Here is a 22,361-nt window from a genome sequence, read left to right on the forward strand (position 1 = left end):
CCGACGGTTTTTCATGCAAGGCTCACACTGGGTTGGCCCCTCGGCCAACAGCGGAGCGTCCAGCATGAATCCGCAGGCGATCAGAAACACCCTGGCGGTGGTGTTGGTCATCCTGTGCGCGCTGCCTGCCCCGGATGCGCCTGCGTATGCGCAGTTTGCTCCGCTCCTCATGCCGAACGCCAACCAGGCACCGCGGCCGGAGCCGGCCGAGCGCTGGCGGCTGGATTTCCACGACGCAGCCGATTCAGACGGCATCATCAGCTTCCGCTTGTGGGTGCAGGAAGAGTCGCCGATGCACGTCGATGTTCCGATCCGAAAGGGCGAGTCGGACAGCGAGATCGCGCGTGCCGCCCGCGATGCACTGGCGAACCGGCTTGGCGAACGCTATGCGGCCGTCGTCGTGGACGGTGAGGATGTCGTCATCACGGCGCAGCGCGGCTCACCGCGCTTTACCGTCGAACTGCTGCGCGATACCGCACGGGATGTCGATGTCGACGTGGACCGCGACTGACTGACGCCTGGGCTATCCTTGGCGGGCACCCGTCCCAAGGTTTTTCGCCATGCGCACGCTCTATCCGCCGACCACCCCGTTCCGGGAGCACCACCTCCCGGTCGATGACCTGCATACGCTGTATGTGGAGGAATGCGGAACCCCAGGCGGCATCCCGGTGGTGTTCCTGCATGGCGGCCCCGGTGCAGGCGTATCGCCGACGCACCGGCGCTTCTTCGATCCGGCGCGTTACCGGATCGTGCTGATCGACCAGCGCGGCAGCGGCCGCTCCACGCCGTTCGGCGAACTGCGCGACAACACCACCGCGCACCTGGTGGCCGATATCGAAACCGTGCGTGCCTGGCTGGGCATCGAACGCTGGCTGGTGTTCGGTGGCTCGTGGGGTTCCACGCTGGCACTGGCGTATGCGCAGGCGCACTCCGACCGTGCCACCGGTGTGATCGTACGCGGCGTCTACCTGGGCCGTGCCGAAGAGAACCGCTGGTTCAATGAAGCCGATGGCGGTGCGCGCTGGGTGTTTCCCGAGCGCTGGGCGCGCTATGCCGCCCATCTGCCGGAGGAAGCGCACGGCAACATGATTGAAGCCTATTGGCAGCGCATGAACAGCGACGACAGCGCCACCCGCATCGCGGCCGCGCAGGCCTGGCTGGGCTGGGAAGACTTCGCCGCCACGCTGGTGCACGAGGTCGATGCCGTGTCCGACGCCGACCCGCTGGAGACCCTGGCCAAGGCGCGGATCGAGGCGCACTACTTCCGCCACAACGCCTTTCTCGAACACGGCCAGCTGCTGCGCGACATCGATCGCATCCGCCACCTGCCCGGGGTGATCGTGCAGGGGCGCTACGACATCATCTGCCCGCCGCGCAGTGCCTGGGACCTGTCCCAGGCATGGCCGGAAGCGAAGCTGGAGATGGTGCTCTCCGGCCACAGCGCGACCGAGCCGGCCACGGTGGACGCGCTGGTGCGCGCCACCGATGCGTTCGCCGATCAGGCCGCGGCGTACGCCGGGTAATCGGTGTAGCCCTTCGCGCCACCGCCGTAGAACGTGGTGCGGTCCGGCGTGTTGAGCGGCCAGCCGTTCTGCAGGCGTGCCACCAGGTCCGGGTTGGCGATGAACGGCGTGCCGAAGGCGGCCAGGTCGATCAGCCCGGCGTCGATCAACTGCTCGGCGCGTGCACGGTCCAGCCCACCGGCGAGGATCAACGCGGTGTTGGGCAGGTTGCCCTTGAGGGTGCGCAGCAGGCCCTGGAAGCCACCTTCGGCGCCGGGGTCGACCACCACATCGCCCACCTTGAACCCGGACTGGTCCATCAGGTGGACGAAGGCCAGCCCACGCTCGCCGATGGCCTTGCTCAGCACGCCGTAGGTTTCGTCGATGGCGTCGTGCAACGGCATGTCGAACAGCTGCCCGTAGGGCGACAGGCGGATGCCGGTGCGCGCCGCACCGATGCGGGCCACCACCGCATCGATCACCTCCAGGGTGAAGCGCAGGCGGTTTTCCATGGTGTCTGCCGCGTACTGATCGGTACGGTCGTTGACCAGCGGGTTCATGAACTGCTCGAACAGGTAGCCGTTCGCGCCGTGGATTTCCACGCCGTCGAAGCCGGCGTCGATGGCATTGGCCGCCGCCTGCGCGAACTCACCCACGATGCGTGCGATCTCGTCGGTGGCCAGCTGGCGCGGCGCCGGCGGTGCTACCAGGGTCGGCGTACCGGTCTCATCGTAGCCGAACGCCTGCGCGCCCATCGGCTGCTTGGAGCTGGCGCTCACCGGCAGGCGGCCGTCGGCCTGGATGGTCGGGTGCGAAACCCGGCCCACGTGCCAGAGCTGGGCCACGATGCGGCCGCCCACGGCATGTACCGAGTTGGTGACCAGGCGCCAGCCCTCGATCTGCTCCGGGCGGAAGATGCCCGGATTGAACAGGTAACCCTGCCCTTCCTGCGAGATGGGGGTGCCTTCGCTCACGATCAGGCCGGCGGTGGCGCGCTGGGCGTAATAGAGCGCAATGCGCTCGTCGGCGATGTCGTTGGGCGCGCGGGCGCGGGTCAGCGGCGCCATCACCACGCGGTTGCGGAGCGGCGTGCCGGCGAGATCGAACGGGGTGAACAAGGACGTCATTGCGGTGTTCCTGGGGAGGGGCCCGCCAGTGCGGGCAGGTGTGCATGCTAGGCAGATGCCGATACAGCTACAATCCAGCCAATGGGCAAATCACAATTGCTCAAATTGCATTTATGGAGCAAACCCATGCAGCTCAAGGCCCTGCGCTACTTCCTGATGGTGGCCAGTACCAGCAGCTTCCTGGCCACCGCCCGGCATTTCCGGGTACCGGCCTCCTCGGTGTCGCGCTTCATCGCCGCGCTGGAAAAAGACCTGGGCCGCCAGCTGTTCTACCGCAGCACCCGCGCGGTGCGGCTCACCGAGGACGGCGAGCGCTTCCACCAGCAGGTGCGGGAGGCGATCGAACTGCTGGATGCGGCCGTGGACGACCTGGGGCGCGATGACGGAGGGTTGAGTGGCCGGCTGCGGATCAACGCGCCGGAAGCCTTCGGGCGGCTGCACGTGGCCCGACTGCTCAACGCGCTGCAGGCCGCGCACCCGGCACTGGATGTGGAACTGCAGCTCACCGATGCGTACATCGACCCGGTGCAGGAAGGCGTGGATATCACGGTGCGGATCGGGCCGCAGGTGGACTCGGGATTGATCGGCAGGACCGTCGCTGCCCAGCAGCAGATCGTGGCCGCCAGTCCGGACTACCTGGCCGCGCACGGCACGCCGCAGGTACCCGCCGACTTGCTGGACCAGCGTTGCCTGCTCTACAAGGGCCAGTTCGGCACCCAGCGCTGGTACTTCCGAGAGGAAGCGTCGCAGGCATTCGAAGGCATCAATGTCAGCGGGCCGTTGTGCAGCAACAACGCCGAAGTGCTGCTCGCCGCCGCGCTCGAAGGGCACGGCGTGGTGCTGTTTCCCAGCTGGCTGTACCACCGCGAAAGCTTTGCGAAGCAGCAACTGGTGCCGCTGCTCGGGGCGTGGGAAGGCTCGGTTGCGACCGAGACCTCCTACATCCAGCTGCTGTCACCGGAGAACAAGCTGCGCTCGCGCAAGGTGCGCGAGGTGACCGCTTTCCTGCTGGAAGGCTTCGGCACCCCACCCGCCTGGGATCTGTAGAGACGCTGCGGGAATTACTGTGGAACCGGGTCCGGGTCGATGCCACGCTGGGCGCATGGATGCGATCCATGCCTTCCGCCGCCTCCCGCTTCTGGCCGCTGTCCTGGCGGTGTGCCTGCTGCTCGGCGGCTGCGCCACCCTGCCTCGCACCCCGGTGCCCGCCGACCAGATCGCCTGGGCGGTGGTACCCGGCATGCCGGACGTGCGTGCCTGGGCCGGCCGGCCGAACCGCGACACGGAGCTCGACTTCGAGCAGTCCATCCGCGATGAGCGCGCGGATCAGTTTCCAGTGGCCGCCGACGGGCGCATCCACTATCCACATCTGGCCCTGTCCGGCGGAGGCGCGAATGGTGCCTTCGGCGCGGGCTTCCTCAACGGTTGGACCGCCACCGGCACCCGCCCCACCTTCAAGATCGTCACCGGCGTATCCACCGGTGCGTTGATGGCGCCCTACGCGTTTCTCGGCCCGGACTACGACCAGGCGCTGCGACGCTTCTATACCACCACCTCCGACGGCGACGTGTTCGCGGCCGGCAACCCGCTGATGGCGCTGCTTCGCCGCGATGCACTGGCGAACACGGCGCCGCTGGAGGCACTGATCGCACGCGCCATCGACGCGCCGCTGCTGGCCAGGATCGCCGCCGAACACCGCGCCGGGCGTCGTCTCTACATGGGCACGGCAGACCTGGATTCGCGGCAGTTCGTGGTCTGGAACATGGGCCTGATCGCCACGCGCGGATCGCCCGAGGCGCTGGCGCTGTTCCGACGGGTGATGCTGGCGTCGGCCTCGATCCCGATCGCCTTTCCGCCGGTACTGATCGAGGTCGACGTACTGGGCAAGCGCTACGACGAAATGCATGTGGACGGCTTTGTCGCCGCCAACATCTTCCTGCATGCGGGCATCATCGATCCGCAGCGGATTTACAACCGGCTGTCACGCGCGCCGGCCACCTACGATACGTTCATGATCCACAACGGCCAGCTGGCCGCGGCATCGGACCCGGCGGAGCGTTCGCTGCGCGGCATAGCCTTCCGTTCCATCGACGTTGCCGGCCGCGCCGGGATGATCGGCGACCTGTTCCGCGAGTACGCCTACGCCCGGCGCGACGGTGCGCGTTTTGCCTGGGTCACCATCGATTCGCGGCTTGCGCTGGCCGACGCCGCCAGCTTTGATCCGGCGCGCATGACCGTGCTCTATCAGGTCGGCTACGACCGGGCCCGCGAAGGCCCGGTGTGGCTGTCGCGCCCGCCCGGAATGTTCCCCGCCGACGAGCCCTGAACGCGGGAGGCAACGCGGTCAGTGCGTACTGCTGCCCCGGCTGGCCAGCAACGCGATGGCGCGGCCCGGCAGGTGCCAGTGCCCGTGCTCGTCGGCCTGCACCGGCGCGTCGTCGACGGAGGTGATCAACAGCCGCCAGGGCGTGTTGTCCAGCGGCGGCGGCACGAAGGCCTGCGGCTCCGCAGCGGCATTGACCAGCAGCAACAGCTGGATGCCCTCCACACCGTTGCCGTTGCCGTCGCCATCGGCGGGCATCGCCGGCAGCTGCAGCATCAAGGCCCGCTGCTGCGGTGCGTGCCAGTCGCCTTCCTGCATCGGCTGGCCGTCCGGCCGGATCCAGTGCGCGGCGTCGGTACCGTGACCGTCGCGGGCGTCGAGGAAGCGGCTGCGACGCAGCTGCGGGTAGCGTCGGCGCAGCGCCAGCAGGCGGCGTACGAACAGCGACTGCTGCTGGCCTTCTTCGCTCGCCGCGCGCTCCCAGTCGATCCAGTTGATCGGGTTGTCCTGGCAATACGCGTTGTTGTTGCCATTCTGGGTGCGGCCGAACTCGTCCCCGGCCAGCAGCATCGGCGTGCCCTGCGCGAGCAGCAGGCTGGCCAGCAGGTTGCGCATCTGCCGGCGACGCAGCGCCAGGATGCCGGGGTCGTCGGTCGCTCCCTCCGCGCCGTGGTTCCAGGAAATGTTGTGGTCGGTCCCGTCGCGGCCTTCCTCGCCGTTTTCCAGGTTGTGCTTGTCGTTGTAGCTCACCAGGTCGTGCAGGGTGAAGCCGTCGTGCGCGGTCACGAAATTGACCGACGCCGACGGCCGGCGCCCGTTGTGGTCGAACAGGTCCGCCGAGCCCATCAGGCGCGTGGCGAACTCGGAGAGCTGGCCTTCGTCGCCCTTCCAGAACGCGCGCAGGTTGTCACGGAAGCGGTCGTTCCACTCGGCCCAACCCGGTGCGAAATTGCCAAGCTGGTACCCGCCGGGCCCGATGTCCCAAGGTTCGGCGATCAGCTTCACCTGGCTCAGCACCGGGTCCTGGCGCACCGCATCGAGGAAGCTGCCGGACGGATCGAAGCCGGCGCGTTCGCGCCCGAGGATGGTGGCCAGGTCGAAGCGGAAGCCGTCCACGTGCATGTCCTGCACCCAGTAGCGCAGCGAGTCCATCACCATGCGCAGTGCGCCCGCGTTGGTCAGGTCGAACGTGTTGCCGGTGCCGGTGTCGTTGATGTAATAACGGCGATCGTCGGCGAGGCGGTAGTAGCTTGCGTTGTCGATGCCCTTGAACGACAGCGTCGGACCCAGTTCGTTGCCCTCGGCGGTGTGGTTGTAGACCACGTCCAGGATCAACTCCAGCCCGGCGTCATGCAGGCTGGCCACCATCTGCTTGAACTCGGCGATGGTGCTGGTGGAAAGGAAGGACGGATCTGGCGCGAAGAAGCCCAGCGTGTTGTAGCCCCAGTAGTTCTTCAGTCCGCGCTCGACCAGGTACTGGTCGTCCACGTGCGCATGCACCGGCAGCAGTTCCAGTGCGGTCACGCCCAGCTGGCGCAGGTGGTCGGACAGCGCGTCGGAACGCAGCGCCGAGAAGGTGCCGCGCATGGCCTCGGGCACGGCCGGGTGCTGCATCGACAACCCGCGCAGGTGCGCCTCATAGATGACCGTCCGGTCCCACGGCGTGGCCGGGCTGCGGTCGGCGCCCCAGGTGAACGCCGGATCGACCACCACGCAGCGCGGCACGTAGGCCGCGCTGTCGCGCCGGTCGAAGCTGAGGTCCTTGTCCTTATGGCCCAGGGTGTAGCCGAACAGGTGCGGCGCCCATTTGATCTGCCCGACCAGCTGCTTGGCGTACGGGTCCATCACCAGCTTGTTGGGGTTGAAGCGATGGCCGGCCTCCGGCGCGTACGGGCCGTGCACGCGGTAACCGTAGCGTTGGCCGGGCCGCGCGTCCGGCAGGTAACCGTGCCAGATCTCGTCGGTGTATTCGGGCAGGCGGATCCGCTCCACCTCGCGCCCGCGTTCGTTGAACAGGCACAGCTCCACCTGCGTGGCGTGCCGGCTGTACAGCGAGAAGTTGACGCCCAGCCCATCCCAGGTGGCGCCCAGCGGGTACGGTCGCCCTGCCCTGACCCGGGTATGCCCTCCGCCGTTGCCGGTACTCATCGCGGTACCTCCTGGTCGTGCAGGAGCGCTTCGATCTCGGCGGCCACGAGCCGCTCGGCCATCTGCCAATGACGTGCCGACTGTCCTTCCGGGCGGCCTTCCGCCTCCCAGATCTGCCGGGCCAGTTCCCGGGTGCGTTCGGCTTTCTGTTGCTCGTCCATCGTCGTATCTCAGCAGGTTGAATGAATCGCGACCGGGCTGCCGTCGAACAGCTGCCGCAGGCGCAGGGGAGTGCCATCACTGACCAGCGCGGCGCCGGTCAGGAGGTTGCGGTAATGTCCGGGCGGGACCGTCAGGGTTGCCCCGCCCCAATGCGAAGCGGACAGCGCGGCGCCCTGCCGAGCAGGCTGCGCCGCGGTGTGGCGCGCCACCGCCACCAGCAGCCGCTGGCCGGCGTGTTCGCGCTGGAAGGCCAGCATCGCCACCTCGCGGTCCGGATGCAGGGGTTGGTAGGTGCCTTCGGCAAACAGCGCCGGCTGTTCGCGTCGCAGGGCCAGCACGTGCCGCAGCAGGCGCGCCTTGACCGCGCCGTCCTGCCAGTGCGCCAGCAGCTGCGGCCAGCGGCGTGCATCGTCGAGCCAAGCGCGACGGCGCGCGTAGTCCACCTCGCGGCGATTGTCCGGATCCACCAGCGACAGGTCCCAGCCCTCGGTGCCTTGGTACAGGTCGGGCACGCCCGGCAGGGTCAGCCGCAGCGCCAGCTGGGCCAGCCCATTGCGGGCGCCGGCGGCACCGACATGCTCGGCCGCCTGCTGGAGGGTGCCGCGCAGCGAGGCCGTGGCCGGGTGCAGCAGCAGCTGTTCGATGAAGGCCTGCGTGCGGGACTCGAAGGCGGTATCCGGGTCTGTCCAGGAGGAAAACAGATCGGCCTCCCGCAACGCCTTCAGCTGCCACTGCACGACCCTTTCCGCGAAGCTGCGCGGATCGTGCAGGCCCTGCATCGGCCACGCGCCGAGCAGGGTCTGCCATAGCATGTGGCGCACCGCCGGCGGCGGCAGGGCCATCCCGACGCGTGCAGCGCGACGATCCAATGTCCGCACCAGCCTGCCCCACCACTGCGGCTGCTCGGACAGCACCGCCAACCGCGCACGGCTGTCTTCCCCGCGCTTGTGGTCGTGGGTGGCCGTGGCCAGCATGGCCTGCGGGTGGTGGTGGGCGCGCATCAGCGTGCGCGTATGCAGGGCGCGCGTGGACAGGGCGAAATGGTCGGGACGGCTGCCCACCTCGTTGCGCGAGAGCAGCACGCCGTAGCGGTAGAACGCGCGGTCCTCCACCGCCTTGGCGTTGAGCGGCGCGCTGAGCTGCTGGAAGCGCCGCCGCAGCGTGGCGCGTGCGCGCGCATCATCGCCGTCGTCGCGGAAGCACGCGGCTATCCAACCCGCCGCCAGCGCTGTATCTGCCGGTTCCTCGCGCTCCACGCTGTCCAGCACCGCGTCCCAGCGACGCTGGTCGTGTTCGTCGAAACAGGTTGGCGTGGCATACGTCCGATAAACCGGGAACCGCACCAGCAGCGCGGTCAACGCACGCGACAGCAGCGCACGCCCGAACCGGGCGCTGGCCGGCAACGCGGCGCGCTCCATGCGCAGCAGGTGTCGCAGCAGTGTGTCGAACTCGCTGCGCAGGCCACGCGCCAGCATTTCATCGCGCGCCCGCCGTTCTTCCTCGCCGAACGACGTGGTGCGCCCCGTGGCCTGCTGCCACTGCCGGGCCAGCGATGCCTCGCCCGACGCGTCGTGCAGCCAGGCCGAGACCTGGTCCATGAAATCGTAGCCGGTGGTCCCGTCGCAGGCCCACGACGCCGGCAGTTCCTCGTCCGGCGCCAGGATCTTTTCCACCCACAGCAGGGGCGCAACGCGGTGCGTGGCGCAGGCGCTGTCCATCGCGGTGCGCAGTCGCTGCAGGTAGGCCTGCGGGTCGGCAATGCCGTCCACGTGGTCCACGCGCAGGCCGTCCACCAGCCCTTCGGCCAGGAACGCCAGCGGCAGGCGGTGCACGGTGTCAAACACCGCGTCGTGGTGCACCTGCAGGGCGACCAGGCTGGAAATGGTGAAGAAGCGCCGGTAGTTCAAGCGGTCGTCGCCCAGCCGCCACCAGATCGGGCGGTAGGCCTGGGCCTCGATCACGCCGGGCAGCGCGTCAGGGGCGGCATCGGGCACCGTGCCGGGCGCCAGCGGCAACCGCGCGTCGTGGTGACGCAGCACCGCAACGCCAGCCTCCTGCTCTACGCGCAGCACGCCGTCCTCGATGGCCGCGTCCAGCGGTCGATCCAGGATCGGCAGCTGCAGCGCGCCCCCTGCCAGCGGCGCCTTCCAGTTGATGTCGAACCAGTGGGCATACGGGCTGGCGCGGCCATGCTGCAGCACGTCCCACCACCAGCGGTTGTCTGCGTGCGCGGCCATGTGGTTGGGCACGATGTCCAGCACCAGCCCCATGCCACTCGCCCGCGCCCGGTCGGCAAGCGCGCGCAGGGCACGTTCGCCTCCCAGCTCGGGGTTCACTTCGGTCGGGTCCACCACGTCGTAGCCGTGGGTCGACCCGGGCACGGCGCGCCAGATCGGCGACAGGTACAGGTGGCTGATCCCCAGCGCGGCGTAGTACTCCACCTGGCGCGCGGCATCGTCCAGGGTGAATCCTGCATGCAGCTGCAGACGCGCGGTGGCGCGCACCCGGCTCATGGGCCCACCTGCGCGCGGGCGGTAGCGAAACGTTGCATGGCGTCCTCCAAAGTGTGCTCGACCCCGTCCGTGGGCAGGCGCTGGCGCCAGTTCGGGTGGACCCCTACCGTCCCCGGCAGGTTGACCTGCCCGGCCATGCCCAGCGCGTCTTCCACCGGCAGCAGCGCCAGCGCCGATGGACTGGCGCCGACGTATTCCAGTGCCGCGCGGCGGCCGGATATCTCATCCAGGGCACGCCCTTTCATGGCTTCATCGAGGCGCGCGATATCGGCGCTGCGCTCGGCGGCCTGTTGCCGCAGTCCCTCCTCGTCCAGCTCGCCGAGCCGGTGACGCCAGCCAAGATCCAGCCCCCGCCGCCAGCCGACCAGGGTCGGCAGGTCGTGGGTGCCGGTCATCGCCACGGCATCCGCGCGCCATGCCCCGGGCGACAGGAACCCGCCGTTTTCATCGCGTGCGAACGGCAGCACATCCATGCCCAGCACGCCGCGTGCGGCCAGTGTCTGGCGGATGCCCGGAGGCACCACGCCGAGATCCTCGCCGATCACGATGCAGCGGCTGCGCCACGACTCGATCGCGGCGATGTTGAGCAGGTCCTGCAGCGGATACCGCAGGTAGGCGCCCTGTCCTGCCCCGGCGCCATCGGGCACCACCCACAACCGCTGCCAGCCGAGGATGTGGTCGATCCGGATCCCGCCACGGTCGCGCATTACCGCACGCAGCAGCGCGATGAACGGTGCGAAGCCCTGTTCGGCCAGCCCGTGCGGCGAATAGCTGGTTACGCCCCAGACCTGGCCCGCGGCGCAGAATCTATCAGGCGGCGCACCGAGCACCAGCCCGCGCAGCAGTGCGCTGCCGGCGGCGTCGGCTTCAGCGCCGGCGGGATCGAAGCCCACCGCGAGGTCGGCGATCAGGCCCAGCCCCATGCCGCTCGCGCGCGCCTGCGCCTGTGCACGCTGCCAGCCGCGGCTCACCATCCATTGTCCGAACAGGTACAGCGACGACGACAGTCCCAGGCGCGGATGCATGAACGCCACATGCCGCGCCAGCGCCGGGCCACCGTCGCTGACGAAACGCTGCAGGTCGCGGGTCGCATCTGCGTCATCTTTCACCGCACCGCGCACCGCACCCAGCCATGCCCATTTGGCCATCGCCGCCGCCGGCCAATCGATCAGGGGTGCGGCGCGCAGTGCGGCGAGCTGCTCGCGCAACGCGGGGTCGCGCTCCAGCACCTGCAGCGCCGCATCACCGAGCTGCTCCACCGGTGCGGCGTACACCGCCTCCAGGAAGCGCCGGTCGCCCGGGAAATAGGGACTGTAGTCTGCGTCCATGCCGCCGCCGGCGTGCACCGGCCCGAGTGCCAGCGCATCCGCGCCGGCCGCGCCCGCCTGCCGCGCCCACGCCGCGCAGGCAGCGGTATCGCCGGTGCCGCCATCGTGTGGGCCACGGGCCGCATACGGTTGCAGGACCAGGCCCCACGGATGCGCACGGCTCACCGCATCGTGGACCCCGAAGCACCGCAGCGGCGCCACCGCAACACGCTGCGTGTGTGCGCCACAGGCCAGGGTCCAGTAGCCCGGACGTGCCGGCGCCGTCGCCTGCCCCGCCGCGTTGGTGTGGCCGTCCTCCCGGGTGCCGTCCTCGTCTTCCCACACGCAGGGCGCATCTGCGGCGCCGGCATCCACCGGCATCCCGACCACGGCAGTGCGCAGCAGCGGGACCTGGCGGCGCGACCCCAACGCGGACAGCGACTCGCGACGCTGCGCGGGCGTGGCGTTGGGAATCTCCAGGGCGTCGAGGATCGCGCCAAGTACCGCGTCATCCACGCGTTGCGGACGCCCGGCGATATCCACCCAGTCAACGGCGAGGCCGACCGCCTCCGCCAATGCGCCCAATCCCGGTTGCGTGCTCATGCTGCAGCCACCACCACCGCGTACAGGCTGTCGGGCGCCAGTCCGTCCTCATGGGCCGGTGGGCCGAGCCGGAATACTTCGCGCCCGGCCGGCAACGTCACCGGCACGGTGGCATCGCTGGCATTGAACGCGATCCACCACTGCGCTCCGGGCAGCTGCCAGCCAGCGCGCAGCACGCCCGGCGCCAGCACATCAGCACCCAGCGACTGCGCGCTGGCGGCGGGGCCGAGCCAGGCCGCACGCACCGCGAGCAGGTCCCGGAACCAGGTCAGCCAAGCCGCGGCGTCGGGATCGTCTTCCGTCGGCCACGGGGCACGGGACAGGGCCAGCGTGGTCGGCGCATTCGGATCCGGAATCAGCGCACGTCGGTGCTCATCCTTGAAGCTGCTGAAGTGCGCGAATTCGGCGCGGCGGCCCTCGCGCACCTGCTCGTCCAGCGGCGTGCGGTGGTCGGTGAAATACAGGAACGGTGAGCGCGCGCCCCAAGGCTCGCCCATGAAGAACATCGGAATCATCGGCGTCAAGGCGGTCAATGCCATCGCCAACGCGGTCCGGCGCGGCCCCACCAGCTGCAGCAGGCGCTCGCCCTGCGCACGATTGCCGGTCTGGTCGTGGTTCTGGCAGAACACCACGAACTGCTGCGGCGGAATGCCCGCGCTGGGTTCGCCCCGCGCACGCCCACGGCGGGTGGTCTCGCCCTGCCAGGCAAAGCCTTCGGCCAGCACCCGGCGCAGGCGGCCGGAGGGATCGTCGGCATAGTCGCCGTAGTAGCCTTCATGCTCCCCGGTCAGCAGCACGTGCAACGCGTTATGGAAGTCGTCATTCCACTGCGCGGTGAACCCGCTGGCCAGCAACGCCGACTGGTTGTTCTCGTTCTCCAGCACCAGCAGCACCTCGCGGCCGGGCAGCGCCGCGCGCACCCGGTCACGCAGCAGGTTCAGGAACGCCAGCGGGTGGATGGCGTGCACCGCGTCGAGGCGGACGCCATCGAACCGGTAGTCGCGCATCCACATCACCGCGTTGTCGATGAAGTAGCACTGCACCTCGGGACGGCGGAAATCGACCGCGTTGCCCCACGGGGTGCACAGGTCGCTGCGGAAGAACGCCGGCGCCAGGGCCGGCAGCGGATTGCCGTCCGGCCCGAAATGGTTGTACACCACGTCCAGCAGCACCATCATCCCCAGTCCATGGGCGGCATCGACCAGTGCCTTGAGCTCGTCAGGCGTGCCGTAGGCGGGCGCAGGCGCATACTGCAGCACACCGTCATAGCCCCAGTTGCGCCCACCCGGAAAGGTGGCTACCGGCATCAGCTCGATCGCGGTGAATCCGAGGTCGGCCAGTTTCGGCAGCTGTTCGCGCACGGCGTTGAACGACCCGCCGGCGGCGCCTACGTGCACCTCGTAGATCACCGCCTCGTGCCACGGCCGGCCGGACCGGTCCGGATGCTGCCAGTCGAAGTCGTCGGCCACCAGCGCGCTGGGTCCGAACAGGCCGTCAGGCTGCTGACGCGAGGCCGGGTCGGGCACCGCGTCGCCGCCATCGATGCGGTAGCGGTAGCGCATGCCGGGCGCACCCGGCGCCGTCAGCGCGAACCAGCCGTCGTCGCTGCCCTGCATGGGCAGCACCTGGTCTTCCAGCAGCAGATCCACCGACGTGGCCGCCGGTGCCCACAGTGCGAAACGCCAACTGCCGTCCGTATCCTGCCAGGCTCCCCACCGCACCTGCGCTGCACTCATTCCCTGGCCTGCAGGTAAAGCACCGACAGCGGCGGCAGGGTCAACGGCAGCGACTGCGCGTGGCCGTGCATCGACTGCGCAATGGTCGCCACGCGACCCTCATTGCCCAGGTTGCTGCCGCCATAGAACGCGCTGTCGGTGTTGAGGATCTCCACCCAGTCACCTGCGGACGGCACCCCCAGCAGGTAGCCATGCCGCGCCACCGGGGTGAAGTTGCAGACCACCAGCGTCGCCCGGCCTTCGCCGCGCGGCGGATGGCGCACGAACGCAAGCACGCTGTTCTGGTGGTCATCGCTGACGCTCCACTCGAATCCGGCATCGTCATCGTTGGCCAGGCGCAGGCTCGGTTCCTGCTGCAGCAAGCGGTTGAGGTCGCCGACCAGTCGGGCGATGCCGGCATGTTCGTGCTGCGCCGCGCTGCCCCAGTCCAGGGCAGCGTCGTGGTTCCATTCCGCCGGCTGGGCGAACTCGCCGCCCATGAACAGCAGTTTGCTGCCCGGGTGTGCCCACATGAACCCATAACAGGCCCGCAGGTTGGCGAACTGCTGCGCACGCTCACCCGGCATCTTCGCCAGCAGCGAGCCTTTGCCGTGCACCACTTCGTCGTGCGACAGCGGCAGGATGAAGCGCTCGCTGAAAGCGTAGATGGCGCTGAAGGTCATTTCGCCGTGGTGGTGGCCCCGGTGGATCGGATCGCGGCGCAGGTACGCGAGGGTGTCGTGCATCCAGCCCATGTTCCATTTGTGGGTGAACCCCAGGCCGTTCGCGGTGGCCGGTGCGGTGACGCCCGGCCACGCGGTGGATTCCTCGGCCATGACCAGCACCTCCGGGAAGCGCGTCCGGATCGCCTCATTGAACTGGCGCAGGAAGGCGACCGCCTCCAGGTTTTCGCGACCGCCGTTGACGTTCGGCAGCCATTCGCCTTCGGCGCGGCTGTAGTCGCGGTACAGCATCGAGGCCACTGCATCCACGCGCAGGCCGTCGATGTGGAAGCGTTCGATCCACTCCAACGCGCTGCCGATCAGGAACGCGGCCACTTCGGTGCGCCCGTAGTTGTAGATCAGCGTGTTCCAGTCCGGATGCAATCCGAGCCGCGGGTCTTCGTGCTCGTACAGCGCGGTGCCGTCGAAGCGCTGCATGCCGTGTGCATCGCTCGGGAAGTGCGCTCCCACCCAGTCGACGATCACGCCCAGCCCGGCCACGTGGCAGCGGTCAACGAACGCCGCGAAGTCTTCCGGGCCGCCGTGGCGCGCGGTCGGCGCGAACAGGCCCAGCGGCTGGTAGCCCCAGGACCCGCCGAAGGGATGCTCGCTGACCGGCAGCAACTCGATGTGGGTGAAACCCAGGGCCTTCACGTACGGGATCAGCGCATCGCCCAATGCCGACCAGCCGAGCGGCTGGCCGTCCGCATCGCGGCGCCAGGAACCCGCGTGCACTTCGTACACTGAAATGGCCCGGCCCTCGGCCACGCCGCGGGCGGCCATCCACGCGTCATCCTGCCAGGCGTGCCTCGCAGGACCGGCAACGCGTGACGCGGTGTCGGGCGGCAATTCGCAGGCACGCGCCATCGGGTCGGCCTTGAACGCCACCGAGCTTCCGTCACCTGCCGTGACCGCGAACTTGTACCGGGCACCGGCCTCCACGCGCGGCACGAAGCCTTCCCAGACCCCCGCTTCGGGATGCAGGCGCAGCGGGTGCCGCTCCGCGTCCCAGCCGTTGAAATCGCCTACCACCGCCACCCGGCTGGCATTGGGGGCCCACACGGCGAAGCGTACACCGCCGTTTCCGGTGGCCACCGCGCCCAGCAGCCGACGGGCGGCGTCCGGGTCCCCGCTGCGCAGTGCGTCGAGCTGCACCGGGGTGAGCGCGGTGTCGTCCGTAGTGCCGGGTGATTCGGTCGGATCGGATGCGAGGCTGGCGTCGCGCGCAACGAAGGCGTGCTCGCTCATGCCTGCAGCTCCGGCACGCGCGCATCCAGTACACGCTCATACAGCCTCAGGTACTCCGTACCGGCCAGGTCCCAGCTGCTCGGCCGCAGCATGGCCGCGCGGCGCATGGCCGACAGCAGCCCGGGGATGCGGTAGGTGCGGAACGCACGCTGCACGCAGCGGCGCAGCGAGTCGGCGTCGGCCGAGTTGAACAGCAGGCCGGTCACGCCGTCCTCCACCGTGTCGATCAAGCCGCCGGTGGCGTGCGCGATCGGCAGGCAGCCGAACCGCTGCGCATACATCTGGCTCAGCCCGCACGGCTCGAAGCGGGAGGGCATGAGCAGGAAATCGGCACCGGCGAACATCTTGCGGGCGAGGCCTTCGTCGAACCCGGGGTACACGCCCACGCTGGAGGGGAACCGCCGCGACAGCGCGGCCACTTCCGCTTCGATGCGCGGTTCACCGCCGCCGATGATGGCCAACTGGCCCCCGGCGGCGGCGATCTGGTGCGCCACCGCGCAGCTCAGGTCCAGGCCCTTCTGGTGGACCAGGCGCGAGACCACCGCGAACAGCGGCCCGTCGCTGTGCGGCAGCCCCAGCGCACGCTGCACGCGCCGCTTGTTGGCGACCCGGCCTTCCCAGCGGTGCAGGTCGAAGTGTTCGCTCAGGTGCAGGTCGGTGCGCGGGTCCCAGCTGCTGTCGATGCCGTTGACGATGCCGCTCAAGCGACCGCTCGCCGCGTGGCCGGACAGCAGCGCGTCCAGCCCGCAGCCCTGTTCGGGGCCGGTGATCTGGCGCGCGTAGCTCACGCTGACTGTGTTCACATGGTCGGCATGCACGATGCCCGCCTGCAGGAACGACAGCCGGCCATGGAAGGTGATGCTCTCGGCCTGCTCGGGCGAAACGCCCAGCACTGCGGCGTCTTGAAGCGGGAACAACCCCTGGTAGGCCAGGTTGTGGACGGTCAGCAGCGCGGGCACGTCCGAGCCGTACCAGCGCAGATAGGCGGCGGCCAGTGCGCACGGCCAATCATTCAGGTGCAGCAGTTCCGGCTGCCATTCCATGCCGGCATTGCCGCAGGCGATCACCGCCGCGGCGCGCGACAGCGCGGCAAAGCGCACCGCGTTGTCGCTCCAGTCCTGCCCGCTGCCATCCACGTATGGACTGCCACCCCGCTGGAACAGCCCGGGGCACACCAGCACCAGCACCGGCACGCCACCCGCAAACGTCTCCCCGATGTCGCAGGCGGGAATTCCGGCCCGTGCCGGCACGCGGCCCACCAACCGCAGGTCCGGCGCCCCGGCGATGACTTCGTCGTAGCCCGGAATCAGCACCCGCACATCCGATCGGGTGCGCAGCGCACGCGGCAGGGCCGCGGCAACGTCGCCCAGCCCGCCGGCCTTGACGTAGTCCGCCATCTCGGAGGTGACGAACAGGACGCGCCGAGCCGGATCGACACGACCGAGCGGCGGCGGGGTGGTCTCGACGGCGCGCAGCCGGGGCGTGCGACGAACGCGTGCGCCGCCTTCCTCGCCAGCGGGAACGGGCAAAGCCACGGGAACAGCGATCTGACGCAGATGCGACATGGGGGGAAATCTCGAAGGTGGTACCGCGGTGGGGGTGCCATCGGCATTGCGCCAAGGGCGGGGGTTTCTGCGGCGCCGGAAACGTCGCGCGCGAACCTTGGTTGAAATCTACCTGTGTGCGGAATAAACACCGCGTGAACTTGATGCGACAACATCGTGACCCCGCCACGCTTCGCAGGCGCAAAGTGCCTGCAATGCAGCGCTTGTCGCAGGTTGTCGATGCTTGAACGGCATGAGCAGATGCGTTCGCATCATGACCTTCGCGCCTGCAGCCGCCCGCCTGAATCCTTCATTCTCGGCCGCGTACTGTCACGCCTGCGTTGCAGTCATTGCGGAGCGAGCGCCTCGATCCAGGTCGGCGCGTGGTCACTTGCTTTCTCCAGACCACGAACCCAGCGGTCCACACCGGCGTCCTTCAGTCCCTCGGCAAGAACCGGGTTGAGCAGCAGGTGGTCGATGCGAAGCCCGCGGTCGCGTTCGTAGTGCTGGCGGAAATAATCCCAGAACGTGTAGATCGTCTGCTCGCCGTAGACGTGGCGGAGACTGTCGGTCCAGCCCTGTGCAAGCAGCTCGGCATAAGACTCCCGGACTTCCGGCTGCAACAGCGCATCCCGCCGCCACGACTTCGGATCGTAGATGTCCGCGTCGGTCGGGACCACGTTGAAATCGCCGATCAGCGCGACCGGATGCGGCAGGCCGACCAGTCCCAGCGCGTGCTTGTGCAGCCGCTGCATCCATTTCAGCTTGTACTCGAACTTCGGGCCGGGCTGCGGGTTGCCATTGGGCAGGTACAGCCCTCCCACCAGCACGCCGTGCGCCGCCGCCTCCAGATAGCGGCTCTGGTCATCGGTGCGATCGCCTGGAAGCCCACGCCGGCTTTCGATCGGGTCCTGCCCACGCGCGAGCAGCGCCACGCCGTTCCACGCACGCTGCCCCTGCCACAGGCAGCCGTAGCCTGCGTCGCGGATCTCGGTTTCAGGAAACGCATCCTGGCTGGCCTTGAGCTCCTGCAGCGCCACGATGTCGGGTTTCTCTTTCTCCAGCCACGCCAACAGGTGCGGAAGCCGCGTCTTGATCCCGTTGACGTTGAAGGTGGCAATCCGGAGACGCCTGCGACGGGCCATACCGTGCTCCAGCAGGAGGGAAGCAGCAGTATTCCCGTCGCTGCGCTGCGTGCGCGTCAAGAGCCCGCTCACGGGGCCATCGCACCCACGCGTCTGCCTGCTTCACTCCGCGCAACGGGGGCGAGCGCATGCTTGTTGGACCCTATTAATGGAGCCCTTTTCGATGCCTATCCTGTCCACCCGTCCGCTGCTGCTGGCGGCCGTGCTGGCGTCTGCCGGCTGTGCGCCTTCGCCGGAAAGCGCCGGCACACCGCAGCCTTCCGGCGCCGATCCGGGTGCCGCGAAAGCCGCCGTGGCGACCGACGTCCACGCAGAATCCGAAGCGCCCACGTTGGCATTCAGTGAAACGCCGCCCGGCATCGCGCTGGCTGCGGTTCCTGGTACGGAGCTGCGCAGGGATTTCACCCGCACCTACTTGGCGCTTGATGGCTGGAAGCTGTTTGCCGCGCCTGGCAGCACCGGTTCGCCACTGGCGGCCTTGGTGTTGGACGGGTCCAACGAGGTAACGGCTGCCGAGCTACGCGTCGGACGCAGCGACGACGCCGGTGCCGTCGCCGACTGCCTGACGCCTCCCGCGGAGGCTACGGGGCCAGCCGACACCGTGGACATAGGCGGCGTGAGCTTCACCTACTTCCCGGTGGGCGACGCAGCGATGAGTCACTACGTATCGGCCGACAGCTACCGCGCCGTGCAGCACGGGCGGTGCTATGCGATTGATCTGGTCGTGGCCGGTACCCGGCCGGAGGTGTACGACCCGCCGCGTACACCGCCGTTCAGCACTGAGGATGCGCGGGACAAGCTTGCGGCTGCCTTGAAGGCCGTGCGCTGGGTGGAGTGAACGTCTGCGCCTGCGGCGTTGGGCCGCAGGCGCGCTTCAGGGTCGAGCAGCCACGCAGGGCGTGGCTCTACGGCGCCGGGGCCGAAGGCGCCGATGGGGTTGCCGGCGGCGTCGACGGAGTTGCCGAAGGCGGTGCGGCTGGCGTAGCGGGAGCTGCGGTCGGCGTGATCCGCCAGATGGTGTTGGCCAGGTCATCGGCCACGATCACCGCACCGCGCGGATCGACACTGACGCCCACCGGGCGGCCCCGGGTCTTGCCGTCATCGCCGCGGAAGCCGGTGGCGAAATCGATGGCGTCGCCGGCGGGCTTGCCATCACGGAACGGCACGAACACCACCTTGTAGCCGACCGGCGGATTGCGGTTCCAGCTGCCGTGCTGGCCGACGAAGACACCGTCGGTGAAGTTGCCGCCCACCGCCGGGTTGGCGAACGCCACGCCCAGCGCGGCCACGTGCGAGCCCAGCGCGAAGTCCGGGGTCAGCGCGGACGCCACCTTCTCCGGGTTCTGCGGCATCACCCGGCGGTCCACGTGCTTGCCCCAGTAGCTGTAGGGCCAGCCATAGAAGCCGCCGTCGCGCACCGAAGTGAGGTAATCCGGCACCAGGTTCGGCCCGATTTCGTCACGTTCGTTGACCACCGCCCACAACGTGCCGGTGCCGGGCTGTACGGCCAGTGCCGTGGGATTGCGGATGCCGCTGGCGTAGGTGCGGTGCGCACCGGTCTGCGCATCGATCTCCCACACCTGGGCGCGATCGATCTCCGCCGCCATGCCGCGTTCGGTGATGTTGCTGTTGGAGCCGATGCCCACGTACAGGTGGCTGCCATCGGCGCTGGCCGCCAGCGACTTGGTCCAATGGTGGTTGATGGCCGACGGCAGGTCGGTCACCTTGGTCGGCGCACCGCTGGCCTTGGTCTGGCCTTCGGTGTAGTCGAAGCGCACCAGCGCATCCTGGTTGGCCACGTACAGGGCGTTGCCCACCAGGGCCAGCCCGTACGGGGCATTGAGCTTGTCGGCAAACACCGTCTTCAGCTCATACACGCCGTCACCATCGGCATCCCGCAGCAGGGTCAGGCGGTTGCCGCTCTTCACCTGCGTATTGCCCTTGGCCTTGATCTTGCCGGCAATCACATCCTTCGGCTTGAGGTTGGGCGCGCTGCCGCCCCGACCTTCGGCCACCAGGATATCGCCGTTGGGCAGCACCAGGGTCTGGCGCGGAATGGCCAGGTCGGTGGCGATCGCCGCGACCTTGAAACCGGCCGGCACGGTGGGCACGGTATCGCCCCACGCGGTCGGCTGGGCAATGGTCATGTCCGGCATCACGCCGCGATGGGGCTTGGGCAGTTCCGGGTTGGCGCCGAGCTGCTGCAGCTCCGGGGCCTTGCCACTGCAAGCGGCCAAGGCCACGGCGAGTACGGAAAGTGCGAATACCTTCGGGGCGCGGTTCACAGGACACCTCCCACGCGCACGCGCACACTGGAGAAACCAAGCCAGGTGGCAATCAATGCCAGCACCGTGACGATCACCGACCACAGCAGCGCAGCCGGCATGATCGCCCAGGCATCGCGTGCGTGGTGCAGCGAGTTGATGAAGCCCACGATCCAGGTGACCGCCAGCACGATGACGTAGAAACCGTTCCGGCTGCCGCGCACCAGGCCCACCAGGCCGCACACCAGCGCCAGCGTGGTCATGACCATCGCCCCGACCAGCAGCCAGGAGGCGAAGTTGCTCCACTGGATTTCGTAGGTGTTCCAGTACGCGTAATCGGCCAGCAGCGCGCCGAGGAACAGCGGCAGCACGCCGCCGAGCACGGCGGCATGGAACGGATGGATGACCCAGTGGCGGGTCACGACGGCGGTTGTGGACACGGCTGTCTCCTGAGGGGAATGCAACCGGTATCCTGCCACCGCCTGCGTGACGGGCGGTTGATGTGCTCAGCGCCAGTCGGCGGGCAGCTTCCGCGTGCGGGTGCGGTACTTCATCGTTCCATTGCGCAGCGTTCCCTCCGTCGTCTGCAGGTGCTCGCCATCGGGCGACAGCGATTCCTCCCAGCTGGCCACCTGCTGCAGCTGCCCGTCCACGTAACGGTAGGTTTCGGTGGCGTGCGAGCAGCAGCCGCCGCGCGAGGCGGAGATGAGGGTGCGCGTGGCGGGGTCGATGTCCAGCTGTGGCAGGCTCGACAGCGTTGGCTCGAACACGAAGGCCTGGGCCACCGGGTCGAACAGGTACAGGTTCCGCGTGGCATTCGGGCCTGCACCCCCGGCGTATCCGGGTACGCTCAGGTCGGGCCAGCCGTCGAAGTTGGCGTCCACCAGCTGCACCACGTCCGGGCCGGCGCTCAGCGGCTCGGCATCGATGTCGCGCAGGATCTGCCGGCGCTGGCCGGTCGTGGCGTCCAGGATGTCGATGGCCTGCAGCACCGCTTGATCGTCGTCGGCGGGCGCAACGACCAGCACGAAACGCAGGTGGTCGGTGGCTGCCTGCTGGGGAATCCGCATATCGCCGGCGGCAAGATCATCCCGACGGATCCAGCCGGGCGTCGCCGCGCCGTCTGCCGCCACTTCTTCGATGCCGATCCACTCAGCGCCCCTGCTGAGCACACCGGCATAGCGCCCCGCGGCAAGCGTGCCGGATGCCGTGCCGTCCCCGGCGCTTCGGTAGACCGGGGTGTCCACGGTCGCCGCGAACACATCGATGTAGGGTCGTGGCGCCTGCAGGGCGAACCCGTCGCGATAGTGGCTGACCTGGTAGTGGTGCACAGACCTGCCGTAAGCGTCGGGCGCACACACGCCGCCCACCGCGCAGGCGCCGATCTCATCCGGGGTGGGCTTGCGCCTGGCGGGAACCTGCTCGGTACGGATCAGCGTTTTCTGGTCGGCCCAGCGCAGGGTGAAACCACGTTCGGTCCAGGCCAGCGCCGCCTCGCTGTCCGCGCTGCCAATGTTGGTGCGGCAGAACGGCTGCGCCTCGGAACGTTCGTTCCAATCGGGAAACGCATAGGCCGGGCACAGCCGGTCGGCGCTGTTGATGTCGTAGCGGTACGCCGCATCGGTGACGAACACCAGCTTGTTCAACGCCTCGCCCGGATCGCGCGACACGAAGGCGTAGCGCACCTTCGCCGCGTCGGGAATCGCGGTGGCAAGCAGGTCCTGCTGGATTTCGCCTGCGGCCGGCGGTGCTGCCGTTTCTGCCTGGGGCGCCTCGGGCGAAAGCTGGTAAATGCCGGGCTCCAGCAGCGGTCCCGCTTCGGCATGGGTCGTCAGGATGGCAAGCAACAACGCGGCGTAGCGGATTCTCATGCCGCCATCATGCGTGATGTCCCTAACGCGACGATAGTGGTCCCTATCGCGCGAGACGGCAGCGTGCGGCCGGCTTACCCTCGTGCTCCGCTTGTCCCCCACCAGGTCCAGGCTGGAGCACGCGCCGGATCCCTGGCGGCGTGGCCGGCCGGGACCGCAGCTGTAGT

Annotated in this window: 16 protein-coding genes and 1 pseudogene; 5 read left to right on the forward strand and 12 right to left on the reverse strand. The window is 68.9% G+C overall.

Annotated elements, in window-relative coordinates; all coding sequences use genetic code 11:
- The first annotated feature begins 64 nt into the window (after positions 1-64).
- Both BAY15_RS10740 and pip read left to right on the forward strand, forming a co-directional pair.
- Positions 65-511 (forward strand): hypothetical protein, encoded by a 447-nt coding sequence (locus tag BAY15_RS10740; protein WP_068852279.1) that lies wholly within the window; start codon positions 65-67, stop codon positions 509-511.
- 49 nt (positions 512-560) lie between these two features.
- Positions 561-1,523 carry a prolyl aminopeptidase gene (pip, locus tag BAY15_RS10745; RefSeq protein ID WP_068852283.1) on the forward strand — a complete coding sequence of 321 codons (963 nt, stop codon included), beginning with the start codon at positions 561-563 and terminating at the stop codon, positions 1,521-1,523.
- Here the strand turns inward: pip and BAY15_RS10750 are convergent.
- Positions 1,499-2,629, reverse strand: a complete 1,131-nt coding sequence (locus tag BAY15_RS10750; protein WP_068852286.1) for an alkene reductase — start codon at positions 2,627-2,629, stop codon at positions 1,499-1,501. The two genes, pip and BAY15_RS10750, sit on opposite strands and share 25 nt — an antisense overlap.
- A 126-nt stretch (positions 2,630-2,755) precedes the next feature.
- Here BAY15_RS10750 and BAY15_RS10755 point away from each other — a divergent pair, with 126 nt between their 5' ends.
- Both BAY15_RS10755 and BAY15_RS10760 read left to right on the forward strand, forming a co-directional pair.
- The gene (locus BAY15_RS10755) at positions 2,756-3,676 is read left to right on the forward strand and encodes a LysR family transcriptional regulator (RefSeq protein WP_068852289.1); all 921 of its coding nucleotides are present in this window, start codon (positions 2,756-2,758) and stop codon (positions 3,674-3,676) included.
- A 55-nt stretch (positions 3,677-3,731) separates the two neighbouring features.
- On the forward strand, positions 3,732-4,955 hold the full coding sequence (locus tag BAY15_RS10760; RefSeq protein ID WP_068852292.1) for a patatin-like phospholipase family protein: 1,224 nt from the start codon (positions 3,732-3,734) through the stop codon (positions 4,953-4,955).
- A gap of 18 nt (positions 4,956-4,973) precedes the next feature.
- Here BAY15_RS10760 and glgX read toward each other — a convergent pair whose 3' ends face one another.
- The 8 genes and pseudogenes from glgX to xth all read right to left on the reverse strand — a co-directional run bounded on the left by glgX (position 4,974) and on the right by xth (position 18,059).
- Complete coding sequence (gene glgX, locus BAY15_RS10765) at positions 4,974-7,100, reverse strand: glycogen debranching protein GlgX (RefSeq protein ID WP_068852296.1); 2,127 nt, start codon at positions 7,098-7,100, stop codon at positions 4,974-4,976.
- Positions 7,097-7,261, reverse strand: coding sequence for a DUF2934 domain-containing protein (locus BAY15_RS18900; RefSeq protein ID WP_083214152.1), 165 nt, complete (start codon positions 7,259-7,261; stop codon positions 7,097-7,099). The genes glgX and BAY15_RS18900 overlap by 4 nt, the downstream gene beginning before the upstream one ends.
- 9 nt (positions 7,262-7,270) lie before the next feature.
- Entirely contained in the window at positions 7,271-9,775 is a 2,505-nt protein-coding gene (gene treY / locus BAY15_RS10770; RefSeq protein ID WP_068852298.1) for a malto-oligosyltrehalose synthase, read from the reverse strand.
- Entirely contained in the window at positions 9,772-11,685 is a 1,914-nt protein-coding gene (locus tag BAY15_RS10775; RefSeq protein WP_068852300.1) for a 4-alpha-glucanotransferase, read from the reverse strand. Before BAY15_RS10775 ends, treY begins: the two co-directional genes overlap by 4 nt.
- Positions 11,682-13,421: a malto-oligosyltrehalose trehalohydrolase gene (gene treZ / locus BAY15_RS10780; RefSeq protein ID WP_068852303.1), complete on the reverse strand. Its 1,740-nt coding sequence runs from the start codon at positions 13,419-13,421 to the stop codon at positions 11,682-11,684. The genes BAY15_RS10775 and treZ overlap by 4 nt, the downstream gene beginning before the upstream one ends.
- A pseudogene (glgB, locus tag BAY15_RS10785) lies at positions 13,418-15,325 on the reverse strand (1,4-alpha-glucan branching protein GlgB); the annotation flags it as partial. The gene treZ and the pseudogene glgB, both read right to left, overlap by 4 nt.
- Before the next feature lie 41 nt (positions 15,326-15,366).
- A complete protein-coding gene (gene glgA, locus BAY15_RS10790) occupies positions 15,367-16,935 on the reverse strand; it encodes a glycogen synthase GlgA (RefSeq protein ID WP_083214154.1) in 1,569 nt (522 codons plus the stop codon).
- Between the two features lie 326 nt (positions 16,936-17,261).
- The gene (xth, locus tag BAY15_RS10795; RefSeq protein WP_068852306.1) at positions 17,262-18,059 is read right to left on the reverse strand and encodes an exodeoxyribonuclease III; all 798 of its coding nucleotides are present in this window, start codon (positions 18,057-18,059) and stop codon (positions 17,262-17,264) included.
- Between the two features lie 163 nt (positions 18,060-18,222).
- On the opposite strand from xth, the gene BAY15_RS10800 reads away from it, so the two are divergent.
- Positions 18,223-18,897, forward strand: coding sequence for a hypothetical protein (locus BAY15_RS10800; protein WP_068852309.1), 675 nt, complete (start codon positions 18,223-18,225; stop codon positions 18,895-18,897).
- 67 nt (positions 18,898-18,964) lie between these two features.
- Here the strand turns inward: BAY15_RS10800 and BAY15_RS10805 are convergent, their stop codons facing one another.
- From BAY15_RS10805 to BAY15_RS10815, 3 genes are all read right to left on the reverse strand, one after another.
- Positions 18,965-20,344: a PQQ-dependent sugar dehydrogenase gene (locus BAY15_RS10805; protein WP_068852312.1), complete on the reverse strand. Its 1,380-nt coding sequence runs from the start codon at positions 20,342-20,344 to the stop codon at positions 18,965-18,967.
- The gene (locus BAY15_RS10810; protein WP_068852315.1) at positions 20,341-20,763 is read right to left on the reverse strand and encodes a DUF2231 domain-containing protein; all 423 of its coding nucleotides are present in this window, start codon (positions 20,761-20,763) and stop codon (positions 20,341-20,343) included. The genes BAY15_RS10805 and BAY15_RS10810 overlap by 4 nt, the downstream gene beginning before the upstream one ends.
- 66 nt (positions 20,764-20,829) lie before the next feature.
- The gene (locus BAY15_RS10815) at positions 20,830-22,194 is read right to left on the reverse strand and encodes an XAC2610-related protein (protein ID WP_068852317.1); all 1,365 of its coding nucleotides are present in this window, start codon (positions 22,192-22,194) and stop codon (positions 20,830-20,832) included.
- Positions 22,195-22,361: the final 167 nt, after the last annotated feature.

The organism is Stenotrophomonas rhizophila, assembly GCF_001704155.1.
Taxonomy (GTDB): domain Bacteria; phylum Pseudomonadota; class Gammaproteobacteria; order Xanthomonadales; family Xanthomonadaceae; genus Stenotrophomonas; species Stenotrophomonas rhizophila_A.

Coding starts and splice junctions, on each gene's coding strand:
- treY (WP_068852298.1), bottom strand. CDS start 9,775: ATGAGCCGGGTGCGCGCCACCGCGCGTCTGCAGCTGCATGCAGGATTC.
- BAY15_RS10800 (WP_068852309.1), top strand. CDS start 18,223: ATGCCTATCCTGTCCACCCGTCCGCTGCTGCTGGCGGCCGTGCTGGCG.
- treZ (WP_068852303.1), bottom strand. CDS start 13,421: ATGAGTGCAGCGCAGGTGCGGTGGGGAGCCTGGCAGGATACGGACGGC.
- xth (WP_068852306.1), bottom strand. CDS start 18,059: ATGGCCCGTCGCAGGCGTCTCCGGATTGCCACCTTCAACGTCAACGGG.
- BAY15_RS10750 (WP_068852286.1), bottom strand. CDS start 2,629: ATGACGTCCTTGTTCACCCCGTTCGATCTCGCCGGCACGCCGCTCCGC.
- pip (WP_068852283.1), top strand. CDS start 561: ATGCGCACGCTCTATCCGCCGACCACCCCGTTCCGGGAGCACCACCTC.
- BAY15_RS10775 (WP_068852300.1), bottom strand. CDS start 11,685: ATGAGCACGCAACCGGGATTGGGCGCATTGGCGGAGGCGGTCGGCCTC.
- BAY15_RS10755 (WP_068852289.1), top strand. CDS start 2,756: ATGCAGCTCAAGGCCCTGCGCTACTTCCTGATGGTGGCCAGTACCAGC.
- BAY15_RS10815 (WP_068852317.1), bottom strand. CDS start 22,194: ATGAGAATCCGCTACGCCGCGTTGTTGCTTGCCATCCTGACGACCCAT.
- glgA (WP_083214154.1), bottom strand. CDS start 16,935: ATGTCGCATCTGCGTCAGATCGCTGTTCCCGTGGCTTTGCCCGTTCCC.
- glgX (WP_068852296.1), bottom strand. CDS start 7,100: ATGAGTACCGGCAACGGCGGAGGGCATACCCGGGTCAGGGCAGGGCGA.
- BAY15_RS18900 (WP_083214152.1), bottom strand. CDS start 7,261: ATGGACGAGCAACAGAAAGCCGAACGCACCCGGGAACTGGCCCGGCAG.
- BAY15_RS10740 (WP_068852279.1), top strand. CDS start 65: ATGAATCCGCAGGCGATCAGAAACACCCTGGCGGTGGTGTTGGTCATC.
- BAY15_RS10760 (WP_068852292.1), top strand. CDS start 3,732: ATGGATGCGATCCATGCCTTCCGCCGCCTCCCGCTTCTGGCCGCTGTC.